Origin of the sequence: Desulfogranum marinum, assembly GCF_016918565.1 — a bacterium.
Lineage (GTDB): Bacteria > Desulfobacterota > Desulfobulbia > Desulfobulbales > Desulfobulbaceae > Desulfogranum > Desulfogranum marinum.
On sequence record NZ_JAFFQD010000061.1, the window covers coordinates 1 to 19,675 of the forward strand.

Here is a 19,675-nt window from a genome sequence, read left to right on the forward strand (position 1 = left end):
CCGAAAACGATGGCCGGAATCGAATGGAATCCCTGGCCGGAATCAATTGGAATGGGTGGCCGGAATGAAATGGAATCACCGGCCGGAATCCCCTGGAATCAGTGGCCGGATTGCTCTGGAATACTCAGTGGAGTGTGCGTCTGCTGTCCTGCTCCAACTCTGGGAAGAGTTCCTTGACCATTTCAAGATAATTGCTGCTGCGAAAGGCAGGGATGATAAAAAGGCCCTGTACTTCAGAGCGTTGCAATGCATAGGCAAGTTCTTTCTGCCTGTAAGCCGGGTTAATGTTGACCAGAATAGCGCCAATGGTTGCAGTCGCCAGTTGGAGGAGCAGCCATTCAATATTATTAGTGGACCAAACGCCTATACGCTCCCCCTTGCCGAAACCCATACCGATGAGGCCTTTTGCCAGACGGTCAACTTCTTGTGCCATTTCTGTGTAAGTCAGGCGTCGTCCTTGTGGGAGAGAGACAACGGCTTCATTTTCAGGGAATTTTGTAACTATAGCCGCAAAATGCTCAGGAATGGTTGCAGTCAGCAATGGTGGCTCACCATTGGTTCGATAATAGCTCGTTGCTTGGGGCATGGCTTTGCTCCTTCAGCTGTATGTCACCTTGTGCCAGTATGCATCAATACGGTCCTGGATCTCCTGCAATGTTTTCGTATCCCGGTGGGGATGAAAGAGATGGTCGTACCGACCCTGGAGTTTGAGATACTCTTCCACCGGTAGTCGTTTTTTTGGGATTTTAGTATGCACGACCTTACCGTCGACGTATTCTTTGAGCGGCCACACACCAGTCTGCACTGCTTTTTTACCTATCTCTATGGAAAGACTTGGGTCAAAACTCCAGCCCGTAGGGCAGGGAGCCAGAGCCAATAAAAGGCGGGGGCCGCTGAGGCTGGAGGCCTTGGCAATCTTTTGGGCAAGGTCAAGCGGTTCGGCTGCAATTATTGTTGCCACATAGGCCGGCTTATGGGCAGCCCAGATAGAGAATAGGTCTTTTTTGAAACCGGGATAACCCCGAGAACCCTTGCTTGTTGCTGTTTTTACACCATGGGGGGTAGCTGCAGAGTATTGATGACCAGTGTTGCCGTAGCCTTCATTATCATAACAAAGGTAGATAAAATCGAGGTCGCGGTCAATGGCACCCGACGTGGCTGAGATTCCCATGCCGTAGGCTGATCCGTCACCGGTGAGGACTATAACCTCAAGGTCATCCTCTTCTTTGATTGCCCCCTTGACCTTAAGAATATCGAGCGCATCCCGAACTCCCTGAGCACCTGCTGGTGCCGATGCCATGGCAGTATAGAGCCAGGCCCCTCGAAAAGGGGTGAAAGGATAGACTGAGAGCAGGGTCATGCAGCCGGCTGCATTGACAAACACCGTTTTTTCTCCCATGATGTCATATATTTCATGCAGTGCTGCCAGCCCGCCGCATCCGGGGCACATCGGTGTTCCTGTGCCGAGGATATGTTTTTGGGGTAGATCTCGTTTGCTATGAAAATCTGTAGTGCTCTTCATCTGCTGTCTCCCTGCGCAACCGGTATCGCTCCTGCAATGGTTTGTAACGCGCGCATTTCGCGCATCTCCTCTTCAGTATAGAGAAGCCGTGGCGGAGGAGGAGTACCGTCTGCTGAAGCCTGTTTAAGCACTGAGGCCATTTCGAAGAATTCTTCCTCTTTAATATCCCTGCCACCAAGTCCACCGATAAAACTGGCCAACAATGGTGCATCAGGATGACCGTAAAGTGCGCTTCTGAGTTCAGTGTAGAGAATGCCCCCTTTGCCCATGGAGATGTTTTGATCGATAACAGCCACCCCTTTCTTCCCCTGTAAAGCTTTACAGAGGTGAGCTTCCGGGTAGGGCCTAAGTATCCTGGGACGGACAAGTCCTATTTTCCACCCTGCCTCACGCAGACTGTCGACAGCCTGCTTGGCCTTGGTTGCATAAGAACCGATCATGATAAAAACATACTCGGCATCTTTATTTTGGTATTCTTCCAGCGGTCCGTACTGTCTGCCGAAAAGGTCTGCAAAATCGAGGCATATTTTTTCGTACTGTGGCAGGGCATGGAGGGAGGCCAGATGTGCCTGATATCGAAAATAGGAATAGGTGGAGCCCCCCAGCACTGCGACCCCGGCGCTGACCGGTTCATGGGGACGAAAACGGAGTGAGAAATCAGACGGGTATGGTGGTAAAAAGGCATCTGCCGTCCGGGAATCGGGGAGCTGGACAACTTCCCTGGTAAAGGAAAGATAAAAACCGTCCAGATTGACAATCACCGGCAACCGTACTCCTTCACTTTCGGCCAGACGAAAGGCGATCAGCATGTGATCGACCACTTCCTGACAGGTGGAGCAATGGAGCTGAACACAGCTACTGTCACGGGCAGCAAGAATGTCGTTGTGGTCCGGTTCCAGCGTGATGGGAGCAGCCAGCCCGCGCGAAACATTGATGAGCACAAACGGTGCTCGCCAGCCTGCAACAGTGTATAACATTTCCATGCCGTGGAGCAATCCCTGGCTGGAAGTGGCGGTGCAGGTTCGAACTCCTGTCACTGCGGCTGCTCCTGCGGCGGTTATCATCGAGTGTTCCGAGTCCATGGTGACCATCCGGCAGTCCATTTCCCCGCCGTCTATCCACTGAGAAAGGTTTTCGATGATTTCTGTCTGCGGGGTAATGGGAAAAGCCGGCAGGTATTCAATCCTGGCCAGGCGGGCTCCCCAGGCTGCGGCACCGTTACCTGTAAGTAGTTCGCGTTGCATTACCTTTCCTCTCCGGACAACCGGGAGGCCTCCTGTTCAGCGAGTGCCTGGATGGCATGGGTCGGACATTGTCCCACGCAGACCAGACACCCTTTGCAGTGTGCATAATCGATTTGCGGAAATCCTTTGGAATCAACATGGATTGCCCCTTCCGGGCAGAAGGTGCTGCAGAGCCACCAGCAGCGGTTGCAGATGGTATGATCAATAACCGGACGTTGGGTCCGCCATAGTCCAGTGGCAAGCTTTTCACTGGTGGCAGCGGCATAGATTGCAGGTGCTGTATGCGGCCCTTGCTCCATAGCCATATCTACCCAATGAGGGGGAGGATAGGTGGCAGCTGCAGCAACTGAAGACTCTTTGATTTGGATTTGTGTGGCTTTCATCTCGTCAAAAGAGTCGAGGGCAGTGTTGCTACTCTGCTCGGCAGCGGCTTTATCCAGCGTGACCAGTTCCTGGCGCAGGGCATCGCTGAGTACCTCTCTGGAGAGCACTCCCAGCAAGCGGGCAACAGCGCCGACACAGGCCATCCCCCAAAGAAATGGTGATTCTCTTCCCTCTCCGGCCTTTGGCAGGCAGATAAGGTTACCCTGTATGTGGAGGCGTTGGATCCATTGCTCTGCAGGTAAATCACTGACAAGCAGGACCAGTGTTCTCTTTTCACAGCCTTGGAGGATGGCTGCTGCCGGAACCGGCATCAATGTGTCGTCGACCACTACAACGCAATCAGGTCGTTGAATAATTCCCCGTTCATAAATGGGCGTGCGTGATGCTCTGACATACGCGAAAATAGGAGCACCACGACGTTCTGCACCATACCGCGGTGCATCCTGTACAGCGTACCCTTGATTAAAAAAAGCCCTGCCTAGAATGCGGCTGGCGGTCTTCACACCCTGTCCGCCACGTCCATGAAAACGAATGCGATACATGATTATCCGAGCTCCTTAAAGGGGTGCTTCAAGGCTATTCAATGCATAGGTTAAAAGATACGCCACCGTTTGAGGTGCATGGCTTTTTCGAGCCTTGAGCGTGAAAGTTGAACTGCAGCCTCTCGGGGCAGCAGGGAATGCTTCTTTGCCAGTTCCAGCACTTCTTCGGTATTGCGCCTGATTTTTTCCTCAATGGTCTGCATGGAAGCGGTTTGGCTGGCGCTGTGATATTCCATGGCGGCACAGATCACCCCGCCGGCATTGGCAATAAAATCAGGGATAACAAGCACACCATGGTCGTGCAGATATTTTTCAGCGTCAGCAGTCAGAGGGATGTTGGCCCCCTGGGCAACGAGTTTGGCCGAGAGGCGGTGGATATTATCTTTATGCAGGACATCCGGGCGGGCCGCAGGAATCCAGATATCACATTCCATGTCAATGACAGCATCCACTCCCCCTGCGACACCTTGAGTGCTGTCAATAATACTTTTTCCTTGGCCTTTGATATCTATGAGCGCCTGAACATCCAATCCCTCAGGATTGTAAAGAGAACCTTTACTGTCAGAGGCGCCGACGAGTACTCCTCCGTGTTCAGTCAGAAAACGGGCAGCATGTTTTCCTACCGCCCCAAATCCCTGGATGACGATTCGTGCACCTTGAAGAGGAAGGTGAATGTGCTCCAGAGCTACATCAATGGTGTGATAGAGGCCCCAGCCGGTTGCACCAATGATATCAAGCGGTATGCCACCTATTTCACTGGGCAGGCCGACCGCACGCCCGATTTCGTCTTTTACCCATGCCATGCATTCTTCATTTGTGCCCATATCCGGGCCGAAGATATAGTCTGACTCACCGCGCAGGGCATAAGCAAAGCCCCTTATAAGGTTTTCTTTCTGCTTGTGCTCCATTTTGGGATTGCCGAAAAGGACCGATTTGCCACCGCCATGGGCCAAGCCTGCAGCAGCATTTTTGAGGGTCATCGCCCTGGCAAGGCGAACACATTCCCCCATGCTGACATTTTCAGCCATCCTTAGTCCCCCGATGGAGGGCCCGGCGGCAACATTATCGACAACTAATATACCTTGGAGGTGTATTGAAGGTTCCTGTATACAAATGATCTTGGCAGGTCCTAAATCATCAACAAAAGTCGCTATCGTTTTTTCCATAACGCTGTACCCCGGTTGTATGAAGAGGATGTAAATAAACAATATGCATTTTTCCGATATTTTCCGGAAAAACCGTCTCTCCTTTCAGTACAGCATAATAGCCTTAGGGTTGTCAAATTTGATTCAGTGCTACACTATTTTCCTGGATGATACATCCTTGGTTTGATTTATCAGAGAGAGGAGGCAAAAGTGGCATATGAGAGCAAGAAAGAGGATTTTTAATTTATACATATGATGATAGGTGGATGCCTGCTTGATCTTATCATTTGCCTTGCTTATACTCGGAAAAACTTTTTTAAAGTATGCTGATGTGTGTTTTTTTATTATTGATTGGAGAAGAGGTTTAATTGAGGGACCTGTGTAGTGTCTTTCCGCTGAGAAAAGTTATGCACGGAAAGACAGTTTGATATCTCAGGCTGAGTACGTCAATTTGTTAAGAGGTAACATGAAAAAAACAGCGAATGTAGAGATCCTTATTGTCGGCAATGAAATTCTGACCGGGGAAGTCCTCGACACTAATACCAACTGGCTCTGCAAGCTGGTGCACGGACGTGGTGGTGGTATTGCTCGGGTAACGGTTATTCCTGATGAATTGGAAGTGGTTGCCGATGCTGTTCGTGCCGCTGTGGCGCGCAAGGTCGACATTCTTTTTACTTCCGGCGGACTTGGGCCGACCTCTGATGATTTGACGCTGGAGGCCGTAGCAGCAGGGACTGACCGTAAGACCGTGCTCCATCAGGAAGCCCTTGAGATGGTGAAGCAGCAATACGATTATTTTTTTGAGCAGGGCATTATGGATCAAGGGGGGTTGACACCTGCCCGAGGAAAAATGGCTTGGCTGCCCGAGGGAGGGGAACCACTTTTTAATGCCGTGGGTACAGCTCCAGGCGTTTTTCTTCAGGTCGGAGAAACGGCGATTATCAGTGTTCCAGGTGTTCCTTCAGAGCTTAAGGTCATTATCAATCAGTCGATGAAGGAATTTCTTGATAAGGTTTTTGGTGAAGGCGAAGCGTTGAATATGTGTGTAGCTGTGGAATGTAATGATGAATCAATGCTGGAACCGGTACTGCTCCGTATTGTAGAGCAGTACCCTGAGATTTATACCAAGTCCCTGGCGACAACACTTGGTGAAAAGAAGGAGTTGGACATCATAATGACCATCACCGGGATTGGGGAAAAGAAAATACTTTTAAGAAAGGCCTATCAGGATCTATGTGTTGGGCTTGTTGAATTAGGATTTAACATTAAGAAGAAAGTTAGTTGAGGGAACCCCAATTCAAAGAGGCAGACGAGTGCCGATATTCTTGGCTGCCTCTCCAATAACCGTCTGCAAAGTGATGACATTTTCAGAAACCATCTCTTCCGACCAGTTCAGCTCTTGCAGGGCCTCCCAGGCAATTTCTCCATTTTCGGCATCCCATATCTGAAAAAAGAGCCGAAGCGTCGCTTTTCTTGTCTCAACAAGCCGTAGTCCAAAGACTCCCAGCCTGCTGCTGGCTCCCTGTTCAAACCCTGCAAGTTTGAGTTGAGCCAGATACCTGGTATGGGTTGCTTGGGCGATCTTGCGGAGTATTTCTGGTTTGAATACGCCCGTATCCTTATACTCCCTATACATATACTCATATTCAGCGGCAAGTCCTGCCTTGTTGATGGCGCTGAGGGTTTCCGGAAGCGAAATTATCTTCAAGTCGCTTCTTTCCTTTTCAAGGATGTTGAAAAAGATAAAGGCCACGGCTTGTTTTTCTTCCTCCTGCCCGGTAACGGTGGATGGCGTCATAAAGGCAATACCCTCTTTTTTCAGGAGTTCTGCTGATAAATTGAACTGTTTGTGATCAATTTTAGAGTAAACTTGGGGAGCACACCCAGAGAGGAAAAGAGGAAGTAGGAGCAGCAGCAAAAAAAAGAGTGATGATGTTTTACGTTTCCGTGCCTGCTGATAAAAAAGCGCAAGCAATGTATTTATCATAACGCCTCCCTGATAAAATACTTAGTATGAAACTAGAGGTACCAATGTGGATGAGGACAGATAAGTGGCCACTCTTGATTCGCACCCTCTATTACTAGATATTCGAATTTTAAGGACTTTTGTCAAGCCTATAATAGTTTTCGTTAGGGCGAAGAGGGCATTTGTACCTGATTGAGGATGGATTTGCTACACAACCTGTGGTTGTTGATCAGGTTTTTCAATGGTCTGTCTAAATGAGGCTAGTTTTTCAGTCGTCTCACCAAGTAAGGATGCAAGAGTGGTGGAAAGATGATCTGATGATGCGTGAGCCTCTTCAGAGAGCTGGAGAATCTTTTTGGTTGCACTATTTACCTGTTGCACATTGGAGCTGACCTGGCGGGTGTTTTCTGAAGCTTGCGAGATCAGGGTAGCAATGGTGTTAATGTGCTCCCTTTGATCTAATGTCGTGCTTTCTATGGAGTTGGTTACGTGATGGAGTTTGTCTGCGTGAGCGTTCATGGTTTCGAAAAAATTGATAAAGGTTTGGCAGTAGCCGTTAATTGCTTCCACCTTGCTCATTATTTCAGTGGCTGACTGTGCTGTTTCCAGTGATAAACTTTTCACTTCGTGGGCAACGACTCCAAACCCTTTGCCTCGTTCACCAGCCTTAACCGCTTCAATGGTTGCATTAAGGGCAAGGATTTTGGTTTGATCGGTTATACGATAAACCGTGTTGATAATTGAATCAATTTCGGTAACTGCATTTTTTAGATCGTCCAGTTGTACGTGGGCGCTGCCTATCCCCTTTACGATATGGTGCGTAACTTGAACCTGGCTTTTCATCTGCTGGTTGATGTCTTGCGTAGTGTTGCTGAGCAATTCTGAAACCTGCGCAACTTCTTTGGTATGCAGCGCTGTATTGTCTGCAATGCCTGTGGCTTCCTCGGTCTGGCGGTTGGTCGTTTCTGCAAGAGCTTCGAGAGATAAAGACACTTCAGTCATCTTCCTGGCCCGGTCATCCAGGTTGTTTATACTGGCCGTCATACTATGGACAAGGTTGTTAATAATCAGTTGCTCGTCCTTATGGCGAGCATCTTTTTCATGCAATTGTAGCAGAGCCTCACGAAAAGCTACAATTGCTTTACTGAGGATGCCTATTTGGTCTTTTCTGTTTTGCATTGGTATTTCAGGAAAATGTCCCTGACCAAGTTCGGCTATAACCGATGTCAGTTTGCGTAGAGGACGTTCGACCACTATTCCGGTGAGGAAAAAGAGGACAATCATGTTGCCGAAAATGACTATCCCCGCAATAGCGAGGTTCACTCTCTGCTGTCGTTTCTTTTTGGTCTCAAGTTGTTTGTCCATAGCTTGAATATGGTCAACGTGGTTCAGGATTTCGTTGCGTGTCTTTTCTGCCGCCATCCCTTTGTCAGCCACCAACTGCTTGAGCGCAATTAACTTGGATTCAAGGTTTGCTGACTGGTCCTGATCGGCATAGGCAGTGCGGATGTATTGGTCGAGGCGGGACAGGTCCTGTTCAACAGCAGAACTTTGCAGATGTAGTTGCTCGACAGTGGCCAGAAAATCGCCTTGATCGTCAAAAAGGCCATACGTCAGAAGCAGGCGCCCCTCGTGGACGGTGACGACTATTTTATTTTTTGCGAGATCCCTTTTCTGTGTGCGGTTAAATAATGGGCTGTAAGTTTTCCTGCCTTCAAGTGTCCACTTATCAACTACTGGGTGCTGGTCGGTAATATGTTTAATGATTTCTTGTTTGGGATCTGATTCAAAAAAGTCCGGTAATTTGCTGAAATCATTTTGCAAGCTGACGATCGTTTCCCGGAGATGGGCCGCCATGTTGGTGCGGAGTGCTGTGCTCTGCTCCACCAGGTGGTTGGCCGTGATATCTGCCTGATGATTATTATACAACAAGAGGCCCATAAAACAGTTTGATACCAAGGCAACCCCTATAAGGATTTTCATGCCAAGGGTCGCTTTTAAACTAAAACGTATTTTTTTCATAAGTAGTTGATAGGGGGAAATGAAAAAGTTATGAACGGTGTGTTAAGGGGCGAAGGAGTATATTGGTACCGGCGGCGAAGGGGCTCCAATATTTAATTGATGGATGTAAAGTGAACTGCCTTTCATCTTTTTTGCTCTTTTTTTAGCAATGGCAGCTTCTTTTGACAGGTCAATGTGGCAGTGAGTGTTTGAAGAAGAGACAAGCACGGCACCCACGGAAAGAGACATTTTGCCGAAATTTTTTGTATTTCCATTGCGGTCTTTTGTCCGAATATTGCACCCTATATTCCCGTTGTAGAATCCGGAAATGCTTTCATCAAATTGGTTGAGGATGCGCTGTATTACTTCCTGCCAGTTTTCGGTTTCAAATATGCAGACAAAGTCGTCACCGCCGATATGGCCGATGAAATTTTTTTGATCGTCAATATTTACGACCAATAATTCGGACAGAAATCGGAGAACCTGATCGCCTCGGGTAAATCCAAATACATCGTTAAACGGTTTAAAGTTATCAAGGTCAAAATAGCAGATAACAAAAGCATTATTTTTTCTGAAAAGTTTTTGCAGTTGCTGTTGAATCGGAACATTCCCAGGTAACAGAGTCAGGGGGTTGGCATGCCTTGCCCTGTTTACCTGTAGTTTGGTGATCTCATGAAGAAGGTCGATGAGGCGTCCGGTCCCATCCAGGGTGCAGTTGTCGAGAATGATAAATTCTTCCCGGTGGAGATCCAGGCCGGTAGTGAGGCGGAAACTGACATTTTCAAGAGGCATATATTTTTCAACCTGGAGAACATTGCGATTGATGAAACGCATGATTTGCTGTTTGCCGTAGAGATCCTTGCCGTACAAGCTGGCATACATGTTCATGAACTCTTTGCGGAGAACCATGCCAAGCACCTCGGTTTCCTGAAGAATGACCACGGATTCCAACTCCGGCGTGGAAGTAAACAGCTCGCCGATATGGTTGACACTGGTGTTCACCTGCGCTGAAACCGCCGGTCGTTTGATATGCTCCACGGTCAATAGTTCAAATGTGTCCTCGCTGCGTGGTTCCTCGCGAAATAATTTTGATGAAAGGGTGGTGGGGGGAACACTAACCGGTCTGCAGAAGTAGTACCCCTGGAGCATTTCGATCCCGATTTTTCGTAGAGTGGCATATTCCTTTTTTGTTTCAACGCCTTCGGTTATGACTCGTGAGCCAAGGGCGGTAGCTGTTTTTAAAATCGCGTTGACAAACTGCTGCTTAGTACGATCCTCATCAATACCTTGGATGAAATGACGATCAACTTTCACAATATCAGGTCGTATTTCGGACCACAGTTTGAGACCGGAGTACCCTGCACCGAGATCATCGAGTGCCACCCTGAAACCCATTTGACGGTAGTGGCGTACTGCATGTTGCATGAGCTCTATATCTTCAACTGGATTGGTCTCTGTCAGTTCTATGATAATCCGTCCCGGATCTATACCCGCCTGCTGCAGAAACTGCAGCGTAATACCTTCCCGAAACTGTTCATGGAGCATGGTTATAGGATCGACGTTGACAAACAATCTTCCAGGGAGGGAGAGCTTCGCAAATCGACAGATTACTTTTTTCCGGCAAAGTATATCGAGTTCTGCCAACTGGTTGGTTTTGGTAGCCGCCTGGAAAAGACGGGTAGGGGAGTGAAGTACGGTGTTGACAGGGCCGCGAATAAGTCCTTCGTAACCGTATATCTGCTGAGTCTGCAGGTGCACTATCGGTTGAAAATGAACGGAAAGATCCTCCTCTTGAATGATTTTTGTCAGCAATGTGTCGATGTTTATTTCTATGTGCATGATTTCTCTTTTTGCTTAAAAGCCTTGTGTCGCAACTATTATTTTGTCTGCAAGTGCTACCTCGTGTCACAGGTACTGCTTTGTACATATTGAATATTAGGAAAGAGTGAGGAGATGATTAGATTTGTACTTGCTCACTTATGGGTAAGAGCAGAATATGTGGTAAGTAGCAGCTGGTGAGGAAAAATAATGTGTTTTGTTTGGGGAGCTGTTCGCCTGATTTTTTCGGTTAATGCAGGGCTGGTCCAAGAGCTCTCTCTTCCTTAGCGCTAAAGAAGAGAGAGCTAAAAGGTATTGGGGCGTGTCGGTTAACCCAAGGTGAGAGAAAGAGATTAATAGGCAAATGCGCGATAGCCATCACGAGAGCCAAGCCAGCGCTCACGAAAGGAAAGAGGCTGATACCGCTTTCGCCGATTATCTTTAGGAAGTCTGATCATCTCGAGTTCCGTGACCTGTCCCTGATTAAACGGAAGATTTCTGGTGCTGCCGACTGTGATGGATGTGAGTGGCGTTCCCTTGCTGGTCAGAATAGAGAGTGACGAGTACGCAGATGTGCTGTGATGCGGTAGGTGAACAGTGAGCCCTTTGCTGTCCAGGACCTTTTTTGTAGCCTTTCCACCGAGAAAAACGTTGAGATTACTGTTGATGATGATTGCTCCAAACTGTTGGCTGTGTAATGGGTGATTAAGGAGGTCGAGCAGTTGTTTCTTCGGATTGTCATCGGTAAACCGCACGTTAATAACCAGAACGGAGTTGCTGTTGATTCTGATGACCCCAAACTGTACCTGGCGTTGCAGGTTTTTGGTTTCAGTCAATGACAAACTACCGCTGTTGAGCATCCAACACTCTTTTCCGGTGAGGAGGGAAAAACCGGTTTGAACCTTTTTTTTCTGTTTATGTTTTGCTGCATCATAGTTTTGGGTGGAGTTTGAGTACATATACGTCATCTTGAGTGACTGGGCAAGATCGCGAGCTTGGCTATGAGGGTCGGATCCTGCAACACATGCTGTTTGACCAAACAAAATATCCAATGGTTGATGTTGCATGGCTGCTAACAGCAGGGAATAAGTTTTGTTGGTATCAGCTAAATGGAGCTCATTAACTGTTGCAATGCGTAACATTGTATTTTTCTCCTTTGAGTGGCTGCAGTTTAGGCTGCGGGTCGCATCTTGTGTTCTTTGAAGAGATGCATATATGACTGTTTTTCTTGTGATATTTGCCGTTCGTTCCCTTGGGTGAAAAAGTCCTGAACTCTACTTCCCTGCCAGTTCGGGTGGGGGAATACATCAAGAATGTGGGCCAGGGTCGGGGCCACATCGATAAAAGAAATATTTTGTTCAATAACTGTGTTTCGGGCAATTGCCTTGCCTGAGATAATCCAGGGGAGACTGGTACCGTTTTTGTTACTTTTGGGGTCGTAAGTCCATGCTCCGCCGTAGCTGGAAGTGACCATGATCGTATATTCATTGTCCAGGCCCACCATCCGTAGTCGTTCTGTAAGGATGCCGATTGCCTGGTCTGCCTGTTCTACCGTCTCGAGGTATGGTTCTGAAAGATAACCAAAGTGGGTGCCGGCAATATCCGTACCTTGCAGAGCAAGGCAGCATACGTCGGGCTGTTCTCTTTGGATATGAGAGCCTGCCATCTCGGCGAGTTGACTGTCCATGTTTTTTATCCCCTGAGAGTTGAGAAACACGCTGGTGTGGATTTCCCCATGGGGCAAGAGGTACTGCATGTGTTCGCGACTGTAGAAAAGTGAGGCCGTGAGATGATGATATCGTAAGAGCGAAAAAAGAGAGATGGCATGGCGGGAATCAACCAAGCCGCTGTTGTTGTCCATTACGCCATGTTCTTGTGGCGGAATCGAAGAAAAAAGCGTTGATAGCCCAGGCAGAGGAAGGTTCGGCCCATCATGACGAAGGTTATTCACGGTAGTACCTGATGCCATCAGTTTTTTGAGACAGCGAACATGGGCACATTGGAGCGCTTCCAGCTGCAGTCCATCTATCAGAATACACAATAATTTAGTCACACGCTTACTCCGGACATAGCTGTGGTGACAGGTCCTGTGGACTCAGTCACCAGTTTTAGCGGTTGTTTATTAACACCTTAATTCCGGCATAATAATTAGCACCCACTTATTATGATGCTGTTAAGCCGTCATTATAATACGATTATTATGTTGAGGAGGTAACGGTGAGCCTGGAATATATGGCGGGAAGCTGCATCACCCTAAACAGGTCGGTGGGGGAGAGGGGAAGACGTGAGGCTGAGGTTGGCGGCCACTAGGCCATGCAACAGAAACAAGCATTTTCTGAGATGCAGAAGGAAAGATCTGAAATGACCGGAGTGATGATTAAGTTTCTTCTATAATATAACAGTCCCTCAAAGGTGTATTGGAATAAGGCTAATTTACCGCAGTAAGAAGATGGTATAAAGAAGTTGCGTTATTTGGAAAAAAAATGTTTATCTTGTATCCGGATATGCATATATATAGATATTGCTTGTTAGAGGCGATAGATGAAACTCTTTTACAAACAGGAAGGAAAGGCCCTATGCAAAATGAAATTCAGCTATTCAAAGCACTATCTGACGGAACCAGGCTACGTATACTTCTGCTGCTGCTGAACAACGGCGATTTATGTGTCTGCGATATTATGGAATCTCTTCAAATTCCTCAGTCAACGGCATCACGCCATCTGGCCCTGTTACGTAGCGCCGGACTCGTCGATGGAGAACGGCACGGTACCTGGATGTATTACCGGGTGATCGAGAATCAAACATTTGGCTCTGCCGTACTTGCCAGCCTGAAGCACTACTGCTCAAAACTGGAGACTGTTGCAGATGACAACCGCAGATGTAAGCAATTTTGTTCCCAAAAAAACGGCACACTATGTCCAAAAACGCATAATCAAGAGGAGTAATTGACAATGACAGACAGTAAACAGCTATCGTTTCTTGATCGCTACCTCACTCTTTGGATCTTCTTGGCCATGTTCGTTGGAGTCATGACCGGCTACCTGTATCCATCCATAAATGAGGTCATTAACACCTTCCAGGTCGGCACCACCAATATCCCCATTGCCATTGGCCTGATCATGATGATGTATCCGCCATTGGCAAAGGTGAAGTACGAAGAACTGGGCCAGGTCTTCAGGAATAGCAAAGTCCTCCTCCTTTCCCTGGTTCAGAACTGGATTATCGGTCCTGTGCTGATGTTTTTGCTGGCCATAACCTTTCTTTCCGGCCACCATGAGTACATGGTCGGCTTGATCCTTATCGGCCTGGCCCGATGCATCGCCATGGTCATCGTATGGAATGATCTGGCAGACGGTGACACCGAGTATTGTGCAGGTCTGGTCGCTTTTAATTCAATTTTTCAGGTCCTTTTTTTCCCACTCTATGCCTGGATTTTCATCACCATCGTCCCTGCATGGTTTGGCCTGGCAGGTGCCGTTGTTGATATCTCCATTGGGGAAATCGCCAAATCGGTCTCCATTTATCTTGGTATCCCCTTTCTCGCAGGTATGGTAACCCGGTTTATAGGTATCAGTAACAAGGGTAAACAGTGGTATGAGACAGTCTTTATCCCAAAAATTTCACCCCTGACGCTGATATTTTTACTCTTTACCATTCTGGTAATGTTTTCCCTGAAAGGAGAGTACATCGTCCAACTGCCTTTTGACGTGCTGCGTATTGCACTACCGTTGACCATCTACTTTTTGGTTATGTTTCTCGTCTCTTTTTTCCTGTCTATGAAAGTAGGGGCAACTTACGAGCAAACCACTACCCTGAGTTTTACGGCAGCATCTAACAATTTTGAATTAGCTATCGCTGTGGCCATTGCCGTATTCGGCATTGATTCCGGTGTCGCATTTGCGGCGGTTATCGGTCCCCTGGTTGAGGTGCCGGTCTTGATTGCATTGGTGAGCGTTGCGCTCAGATTTCGGGAAAAATATTTCCCTCACGTTAAAAACACCGTCACCGGCGTTTGTCACGTGAGACAATCTCAATAATTTGAAGGTATCATGAACGCGAAAAAAACTACTATCCTGTTTCTCTGTACCGGCAATTCTTGTCGGAGCCAGATGGCTGAAGGGTGGGCAAAGGCCTTGAAAAACGAGGAGATCAGCTCCTGGTCTGCCGGTATAGAGAAACACGGGCTCAACCCACTTGCGGTTAAGGCCATGGCAGAATCCGGAGTGAATATTTCAAGGCAGGAATCCAAGGTGGTTGATGAGTTGCCCGTTAAGGAATTCGACTGGGTAATCACCCTCTGCGGTCACGCAGACGAGACCTGCCCATTTTTTCCCGGTAAAAGAATGCATATGGGGTTCGATGACCCACCAAAACTTGCTGAACAGGCTGAGAACGAGGAAGAAAAACTTGTCCACTACAGGAGAGTTCGAGATGAGATCAGGGACTTTATCCTTTCTCTGCCCGACTCTCTTTCAAATAAATAATAGTAACGGAACGAACATGAACGAACTTGACCAAACACTGGCAGCAATGGACTTTGATTTTCTTGGAAATGGAGAGCACGCAATGAGCGTAGACGGGATGCGCAAAGCCATCGGCAATGAACACTTTCTTTTCCTGGATGTACGCGCAGACAAAGAAAAGGAATATTGTGACTTTCCTTTCACCAAGCATATCCCTCTGCACGAGCTCCCCAGCAGGCTGGATGAACTGCCAAAAGACAAATGCATAATCGCCTTTTGCTCGTCAATCTTTCGCGGCGCTGTCGCATACACCTATCTTCGTGCAAATGGTTATGCCGAGGTAAAAGGTTTGGCTGCTACTATGGAAGAGATGGTCGGGGCTTTCAAGCCTGGCCCACTCACCAAAATGCAGGCGTCGTGAGGAGTTATTTCCAATGGACTCTTCATTGCTTGCCATCACCGGCATGTCTTTCGTCTTAAGCTTTATTTTTGCTCTGGGCGGGGTTGGTTCCGCCCTGGTGCTGATCCCGGCCATTACTTGGCTTGGTTTACCTTTTGCGCAAGCTAGATCAATCGGGCTTTTTGTTAATACTGTGAGCATGATGGGTGCAACCTGGTCGAATTTCCGGCAAAAGCGGCTGGATTACCGTTTAGGGCTCCCGATCATTATTGCCTCTATCATTCTGGCACCAATAGGGGCCTGGGTAGGCATACACGTCCCGACCCAATACGTGATGTATGCCTTTGTCACTTTCCTGAGTTTTTCCGGGCTCATGATTCTGTTTTTCAATGGTTCGAAGTTTAAGCATCAATATCGGGAAGATCGACCAGTCACCGGTCCGCTGCTCACCGGGATCGGTTCCGGATTTTTTTCCGGTCTGTTGGGTGTTGGTGGCGGTGGGTTAATTTCCCCACTCATGATCCTTCAGGGATTTAACCCAAAGAAGGTGGCGATGGTCACTGCCTTTGCTGTACCTTTCTCTTCCTTTACGGCTTTTCTCGCCTACGCAACCATGGGTTCGGTCAGTTGGAAAATTCTTTTTTTTGCCGGCTCTGCAGCATGGGCAGGCGGCTACCTTGGTACAATCGTTATGCAGAAGAATATGCGGCCGGCTGCTGTACGAAAATTACTTGGCGGCATGCTTATCCTGCTGGCAGGGCGAATGATACAGAAAATGTTGTTGTAAGGGTGCATCAGAACCATTATGTCTGATAATGAGCTGGGTGTGTGAGGCTTTATCTGCAGCAGGTGGCGTGCTTGTGTACAAAAAACGAGCGGGTACGTTTATGGAAGGAGTTCAACCTGTGGCCAATGATTGTGAGTCCGGAACAAAGTAAAAGGCACGCCTTTAGAAATCGTCGGCAAGGACATTTTACAGCATGCCGAGCTCCTGGCGACTCAGCGGTATCCCTCGGGTCGGTTCCAATAGGCAAAGCCATCAGATGGCTTGAAACGTGCTACGGAGAGGTCTTCTGCAAAAGGGCGAGACAAGTCTTCTCGCCCTTTAGAGTCTAGATTTTCCGGCACCCATGACCTTATCAGATACAATCTTTACCTTGGTGGCTCCTTTCAGAAAACCGCTCTGTGGCACAAGGAATAATTGAAGCCTTTTTTCAGGGACAGAAATAACCTTTACACTAAGCAACCACATCCACAGTATTCCTACCTACTACCGGTGGAAAGATCAGAATCTCGACAAGGTGCTTGGGTATTCTTGGGGGAAAGGTATGGTGCACAGGTTGCATGCTTTTTCTCATTGTACATATCTTGGGGCTGATTTTTCAGGTGATGAAACCGGCAGGCGTTGCTTCAAATCAGTCATTTTTACCTCAATGGGGGTATCTTAATATGTTATTTTTTGGTTAGGAGTGGAAAAAAACTTGATGAAGAATAGATTGTAACTGTAAGTACATAGTTTATGCGAATTCCATGAAAGTAGCCAATGCGCGAAGATTTCAGGGAAACCCGCCCGCGGCTCATTATTATCCAATGCGAGTTGTCTCTTTCTGCCACCATTCGCTTTTAGCGCACTATAAGGGTAGGACAACGGCCCTTCTCCTACTCTCTGATTGGCTGTTTTGGCTATATATCTTAAGGAGGGTTCTATGGAGCATAAGAATACCTGTAAAGCAGTTATATACCAGCGTGATTTCAATCATGTACTGATGCTTGAAAAGAGGTTTCCCGACAGTAGATTCCATTACACCCTCCCAGGAGGAGTTACCGATCCGGGAGAAAAGTCGAACATCCGGTACAATATTCACTTTCGCCTAACCGATATTCGTTTTCATTCAATCTATCCATAAATCTTTATATGCGCGTTTTTATTATTGAATGCCCTAATCCCATTGATCTGCTGCAGGGTAGAAACGAAGGAAAAAGTCTGGAACAGATTTGCAGGCTTGTCGGGCATGAAGTCATAAATTTTCACCCCAAGTCAAAAGATGATCTGCTTACCGTCTGCAAATATATATCAAGCATTGACAGAGAGCATGACGGAACTGATAATCCTGATCTGCCTCTTTGTATTCACATCTCCAGTCATGGTGAGGAGGACGGTCTATGGTTCGGCAAAGACCTGGTTAGTTGGAATGAGCTGCTTGATGCTCTGGAGCCGATCTGTACCAAAAAATCAATGTATAAGGGTGATAACATCCTGACTATCTCGGCATGTGAGGCTAAAGATCAGCGATTGACGGAAAAGATACAGAAAAGAAGAAAGGTACATAAAGCATTTCAGCCGCCAAGACACTTTTTTGTCACTGCCTCGGAGGAGGTCTATTGGAAAGATGCAGTTGTTGCCTGGGCATTATTTTATAACAAGATACCCAATACGAATCTCTCAAAGAAAAAGAAAATTTTCAATGTATTGGATCTAATTGAAAAGGCAGAGCTCGGCACGATTCATTACTACAGGTGGTCCACTAAAAAGAAAAAATATATATGTTACGGCGCACAGGGAAAAATCAAGAATTCGTAGTGGAAAAGTAATAAAAAAGGCTGTCCCAAAATGGGACAGCCTTTTTTATATACCTTGATGAAAGGAAAAGCTTATTTACTTTTTCTTACCTTTTTTTCCTTTCTTCAGTGCTTTTTTCTTAGCTGCTTTTTTCTCGAGCTTCTTCAGTTCTTTCTTCTTGCCCTTTTTTAGTTCTTTTTTCTTGTCTTTTGCCATGATTTTCTCCAAGTTGAGATTTTCGCATCTGATACGACTAGAAGTTGCTTTAATATGGCTCTTGGTCATATTATATGGCTATCGATAACAGTATAGATACTGACTTTCAACTACATTTTGTTATTTTTAATTTTATAATATGGTAAAAGGTATTTATTGATTCCTTGCCAAATTGAATAGTATGGAGACAAAATAGGTTTTATGACGTTTATAGAATTCAAAAAAGCCCTACTTGATGCGGAAATAACTCTTCCCAAGTTCTGCAAACTGATCAAGGTCAGTGATAAAAATATTCAGTCGTACAAGAAAAAAGGTGACGTTCCCAATACCATAGCGGTTATTGTCACTTGTTTTGCAGAGATGCAGCGGCAACAAGTCGACTACCGTTCCCTGATCGATGTACTTGAGTTGAAAAAACAGACAAAAAAGGGTGGGTTTAAAAAAAAGGCGCTGGTTGAGGTGGAGCGGAAAACACCTGGCTTGGAAGTCACAACTGCAGATAGTGTAGAAGAAAAGAATTAAGGTGAGGCAGTAACCAAAATAATCCCAAAACCGAATTGATATGAGCGCTGCGATAGCCGGTAATAAATGGTTTTTAGTATCTTCTAAAAAAGCCTTAGGGGTGGTTATACTGATTCATGGATTAAACCAGAATCCTGCAAGTTGGAAAGACATGATTCCTGCTCTGAAAAGATGGGGATATCATGTCTATTTACTCTGTCTTAAAGGGCATCGAGGCTTAACCGTGGACGGAATTTTCAAAGTAAATGCTGAGGTGTGGTTACAGAATTTTATAGATGGTTATAGAGACGCAGAATCAACCTTCCCTCTATTACCAAGAATGCTTGTCGCATACTCATTGGGAGGACTTGTTTCGACGGTTGCTCAAGGGAAATTAGCAACGACATTGTTTGATCGTCAGGTACTCCTCGCTCCGGCTATTGTCACCAAACCTTATACGCGTCTTGCGTTACTGCTCTCTAAATTTCTTCCTCAAATACCATCGGGTTCACCAGAATATTACAGGGCTAATAAAAATGGAGTATCTGCTGCTGGCTATAGGGCACTTTTTGACCTTGAAAATATGCTAACCCGACTTTCGCAGTTCGACCTCCGATTTCACTATTTTCGCCCTGTTTTGAAGTGTAACTTCTTGAAGTTACGTTAGCAGGATGCAAAAATGGCTTGTAGTGCCGACCTACCCCCTTGCTTTGCTGATCATATTGGGCAAGAGTAGGATATGTTTTTACGAGCAAAAAAACGTTTCAAGGATGGCAAAGAGCATCGCTATTGGTCCATAGTAGAAAATCGCAGATTGCCAAGTGGTAAAGTCAGTCAGCGGCAGGTCCTTTACCTTGGCGAGATCAACGACAGCCAAAAGGTCGGCTGGTGTAAAGCTATAGATGTCCTTGAC

General features: G+C 46.8%; 21 protein-coding genes. 11 read left to right on the plus strand and 10 right to left on the minus strand.

The features are described from left to right. Nucleotides 1-124: 124 nt before the first annotated feature. The 5 genes from JWH17_RS21190 to JWH17_RS21210 are packed head-to-tail and all read right to left on the minus strand — an operon-like array spanning nucleotide 125 to nucleotide 4,858. On the minus strand, nucleotides 125-586 hold the full coding sequence (locus tag JWH17_RS21190; RefSeq protein ID WP_205224696.1) for an AMP-binding protein: 462 nt from the start codon (nucleotides 584-586) through the stop codon (nucleotides 125-127). A gap of 12 nt (nucleotides 587-598) precedes the next feature. Further along, the gene (locus JWH17_RS21195; RefSeq protein ID WP_205224697.1) at nucleotides 599-1,522 is read right to left on the minus strand and encodes a thiamine pyrophosphate-dependent enzyme; all 924 of its coding nucleotides are present in this window, start codon (nucleotides 1,520-1,522) and stop codon (nucleotides 599-601) included. After that, nucleotides 1,519-2,766 carry a pyruvate synthase gene (locus JWH17_RS21200; protein ID WP_205224698.1) on the minus strand — a complete coding sequence of 416 codons (1,248 nt, stop codon included), beginning with the start codon at nucleotides 2,764-2,766 and terminating at the stop codon, nucleotides 1,519-1,521. Before JWH17_RS21200 ends, JWH17_RS21195 begins: the two co-directional genes overlap by 4 nt. Further along, nucleotides 2,766-3,692, minus strand: a complete 927-nt coding sequence (locus JWH17_RS21205) for a 2-oxoacid:acceptor oxidoreductase family protein (protein WP_205224699.1) — start codon at nucleotides 3,690-3,692, stop codon at nucleotides 2,766-2,768. Before JWH17_RS21205 ends, JWH17_RS21200 begins: the two co-directional genes overlap by 1 nt. A gap of 50 nt (nucleotides 3,693-3,742) precedes the next feature. Beyond that, nucleotides 3,743-4,858, minus strand: coding sequence for a Glu/Leu/Phe/Val family dehydrogenase (locus JWH17_RS21210; RefSeq protein WP_205224700.1), 1,116 nt, complete (start codon nucleotides 4,856-4,858; stop codon nucleotides 3,743-3,745). A 445-nt stretch (nucleotides 4,859-5,303) separates the two neighbouring features. Here JWH17_RS21210 and JWH17_RS21215 point away from each other — a divergent pair, with 445 nt between their 5' ends. Then, nucleotides 5,304-6,122, plus strand: coding sequence for a competence/damage-inducible protein A (locus JWH17_RS21215; RefSeq protein ID WP_205224701.1), 819 nt, complete (start codon nucleotides 5,304-5,306; stop codon nucleotides 6,120-6,122). A 12-nt stretch (nucleotides 6,123-6,134) separates the two neighbouring features. Here the strand turns inward: JWH17_RS21215 and JWH17_RS21220 are convergent, their stop codons facing one another. The 5 genes from JWH17_RS21220 to JWH17_RS21240 form a co-directional block, all read right to left on the minus strand. Continuing rightward, the gene (locus JWH17_RS21220; protein ID WP_205224702.1) at nucleotides 6,135-6,824 is read right to left on the minus strand and encodes a hypothetical protein; all 690 of its coding nucleotides are present in this window, start codon (nucleotides 6,822-6,824) and stop codon (nucleotides 6,135-6,137) included. 186 nt (nucleotides 6,825-7,010) lie between these two features. After that, nucleotides 7,011-8,825, minus strand: a complete 1,815-nt coding sequence (locus tag JWH17_RS21225; RefSeq protein ID WP_205224703.1) for a methyl-accepting chemotaxis protein — start codon at nucleotides 8,823-8,825, stop codon at nucleotides 7,011-7,013. 42 nt (nucleotides 8,826-8,867) lie between these two features. Continuing rightward, nucleotides 8,868-10,643, minus strand: a complete 1,776-nt coding sequence (locus JWH17_RS21230) for a GGDEF domain-containing protein (RefSeq protein ID WP_205224704.1) — start codon at nucleotides 10,641-10,643, stop codon at nucleotides 8,868-8,870. A 332-nt stretch (nucleotides 10,644-10,975) separates the two neighbouring features. Next, nucleotides 10,976-11,764, minus strand: a complete 789-nt coding sequence (locus JWH17_RS21235; RefSeq protein WP_205224705.1) for a hypothetical protein — start codon at nucleotides 11,762-11,764, stop codon at nucleotides 10,976-10,978. 29 nt (nucleotides 11,765-11,793) lie between these two features. After that, entirely contained in the window at nucleotides 11,794-12,675 is an 882-nt protein-coding gene (locus JWH17_RS21240) for an alkaline phosphatase family protein (protein WP_205224706.1), read from the minus strand. 523 nt (nucleotides 12,676-13,198) lie between these two features. Here JWH17_RS21240 and JWH17_RS21245 point away from each other — a divergent pair. The 10 genes from JWH17_RS21245 to JWH17_RS25005 form a co-directional block, all read left to right on the plus strand. Continuing rightward, the gene (locus JWH17_RS21245; RefSeq protein WP_205224707.1) at nucleotides 13,199-13,567 is read left to right on the plus strand and encodes an ArsR/SmtB family transcription factor; all 369 of its coding nucleotides are present in this window, start codon (nucleotides 13,199-13,201) and stop codon (nucleotides 13,565-13,567) included. A gap of 6 nt (nucleotides 13,568-13,573) precedes the next feature. Next, the gene (gene arsB, locus JWH17_RS21250) at nucleotides 13,574-14,659 is read left to right on the plus strand and encodes an ACR3 family arsenite efflux transporter (RefSeq protein WP_205224708.1); all 1,086 of its coding nucleotides are present in this window, start codon (nucleotides 13,574-13,576) and stop codon (nucleotides 14,657-14,659) included. 12 nt (nucleotides 14,660-14,671) lie between these two features. Next, nucleotides 14,672-15,106 carry an arsenate reductase ArsC gene (locus tag JWH17_RS21255; protein WP_205224709.1) on the plus strand — a complete coding sequence of 145 codons (435 nt, stop codon included), beginning with the start codon at nucleotides 14,672-14,674 and terminating at the stop codon, nucleotides 15,104-15,106. A gap of 16 nt (nucleotides 15,107-15,122) precedes the next feature. Then, the gene (locus tag JWH17_RS21260; RefSeq protein WP_205224710.1) at nucleotides 15,123-15,506 is read left to right on the plus strand and encodes a rhodanese-like domain-containing protein; all 384 of its coding nucleotides are present in this window, start codon (nucleotides 15,123-15,125) and stop codon (nucleotides 15,504-15,506) included. 13 nt (nucleotides 15,507-15,519) lie between these two features. Then, nucleotides 15,520-16,272: a sulfite exporter TauE/SafE family protein gene (locus tag JWH17_RS21265; RefSeq protein ID WP_205224711.1), complete on the plus strand. Its 753-nt coding sequence runs from the start codon at nucleotides 15,520-15,522 to the stop codon at nucleotides 16,270-16,272. 919 nt (nucleotides 16,273-17,191) lie between these two features. Further along, the gene (locus JWH17_RS21270) at nucleotides 17,192-17,392 is read left to right on the plus strand and encodes an NUDIX hydrolase (protein WP_205224712.1); all 201 of its coding nucleotides are present in this window, start codon (nucleotides 17,192-17,194) and stop codon (nucleotides 17,390-17,392) included. Nucleotides 17,393-17,400: 8 nt separating this feature from the next. Next, nucleotides 17,401-18,066 carry a hypothetical protein gene (locus JWH17_RS21275; RefSeq protein WP_205224713.1) on the plus strand — a complete coding sequence of 222 codons (666 nt, stop codon included), beginning with the start codon at nucleotides 17,401-17,403 and terminating at the stop codon, nucleotides 18,064-18,066. A gap of 396 nt (nucleotides 18,067-18,462) precedes the next feature. Beyond that, nucleotides 18,463-18,783, plus strand: coding sequence for a hypothetical protein (locus JWH17_RS21280; RefSeq protein WP_205224714.1), 321 nt, complete (start codon nucleotides 18,463-18,465; stop codon nucleotides 18,781-18,783). A 40-nt stretch (nucleotides 18,784-18,823) separates the two neighbouring features. Next, the gene (locus tag JWH17_RS21285) at nucleotides 18,824-19,429 is read left to right on the plus strand and encodes an alpha/beta hydrolase (RefSeq protein ID WP_205224715.1); all 606 of its coding nucleotides are present in this window, start codon (nucleotides 18,824-18,826) and stop codon (nucleotides 19,427-19,429) included. A gap of 72 nt (nucleotides 19,430-19,501) precedes the next feature. Continuing rightward, the coding region (locus JWH17_RS25005) for an IS1634 family transposase N-terminal domain-related protein (RefSeq protein WP_499776917.1) at nucleotides 19,502-19,675 on the plus strand (174 nt) is incomplete at its 3' end.

Excerpts from the sequence above, each read along its gene's own strand:
- JWH17_RS21195 (WP_205224697.1), bottom strand. The coding sequence starts at position 1,522 with ATGAAGAGCACTACAGATTTTCATAGCAAACGAGATCTACCCCAAAAA.
- JWH17_RS21200 (WP_205224698.1), bottom strand. The coding sequence starts at position 2,766 with ATGCAACGCGAACTACTTACAGGTAACGGTGCCGCAGCCTGGGGAGCC.
- JWH17_RS21235 (WP_205224705.1), bottom strand. The coding sequence starts at position 11,764 with ATGTTACGCATTGCAACAGTTAATGAGCTCCATTTAGCTGATACCAAC.
- JWH17_RS21265 (WP_205224711.1), top strand. The coding sequence starts at position 15,520 with ATGGACTCTTCATTGCTTGCCATCACCGGCATGTCTTTCGTCTTAAGC.
- JWH17_RS21210 (WP_205224700.1), bottom strand. The coding sequence starts at position 4,858 with ATGGAAAAAACGATAGCGACTTTTGTTGATGATTTAGGACCTGCCAAG.
- JWH17_RS21230 (WP_205224704.1), bottom strand. The coding sequence starts at position 10,643 with ATGCACATAGAAATAAACATCGACACATTGCTGACAAAAATCATTCAA.
- JWH17_RS21280 (WP_205224714.1), top strand. The coding sequence starts at position 18,463 with ATGACGTTTATAGAATTCAAAAAAGCCCTACTTGATGCGGAAATAACT.
- JWH17_RS21225 (WP_205224703.1), bottom strand. The coding sequence starts at position 8,825 with ATGAAAAAAATACGTTTTAGTTTAAAAGCGACCCTTGGCATGAAAATC.
- arsB (WP_205224708.1), top strand. The coding sequence starts at position 13,574 with ATGACAGACAGTAAACAGCTATCGTTTCTTGATCGCTACCTCACTCTT.
- JWH17_RS21215 (WP_205224701.1), top strand. The coding sequence starts at position 5,304 with ATGAAAAAAACAGCGAATGTAGAGATCCTTATTGTCGGCAATGAAATT.
- JWH17_RS21285 (WP_205224715.1), top strand. The coding sequence starts at position 18,824 with ATGAGCGCTGCGATAGCCGGTAATAAATGGTTTTTAGTATCTTCTAAA.
- JWH17_RS21270 (WP_205224712.1), top strand. The coding sequence starts at position 17,192 with ATGGAGCATAAGAATACCTGTAAAGCAGTTATATACCAGCGTGATTTC.
- JWH17_RS21260 (WP_205224710.1), top strand. The coding sequence starts at position 15,123 with ATGAACGAACTTGACCAAACACTGGCAGCAATGGACTTTGATTTTCTT.
- JWH17_RS21190 (WP_205224696.1), bottom strand. The coding sequence starts at position 586 with ATGCCCCAAGCAACGAGCTATTATCGAACCAATGGTGAGCCACCATTG.
- JWH17_RS21245 (WP_205224707.1), top strand. The coding sequence starts at position 13,199 with ATGCAAAATGAAATTCAGCTATTCAAAGCACTATCTGACGGAACCAGG.
- JWH17_RS21220 (WP_205224702.1), bottom strand. The coding sequence starts at position 6,824 with ATGATAAATACATTGCTTGCGCTTTTTTATCAGCAGGCACGGAAACGT.
- JWH17_RS21275 (WP_205224713.1), top strand. The coding sequence starts at position 17,401 with ATGCGCGTTTTTATTATTGAATGCCCTAATCCCATTGATCTGCTGCAG.
- JWH17_RS21205 (WP_205224699.1), bottom strand. The coding sequence starts at position 3,692 with ATGTATCGCATTCGTTTTCATGGACGTGGCGGACAGGGTGTGAAGACC.
- JWH17_RS21255 (WP_205224709.1), top strand. The coding sequence starts at position 14,672 with ATGAACGCGAAAAAAACTACTATCCTGTTTCTCTGTACCGGCAATTCT.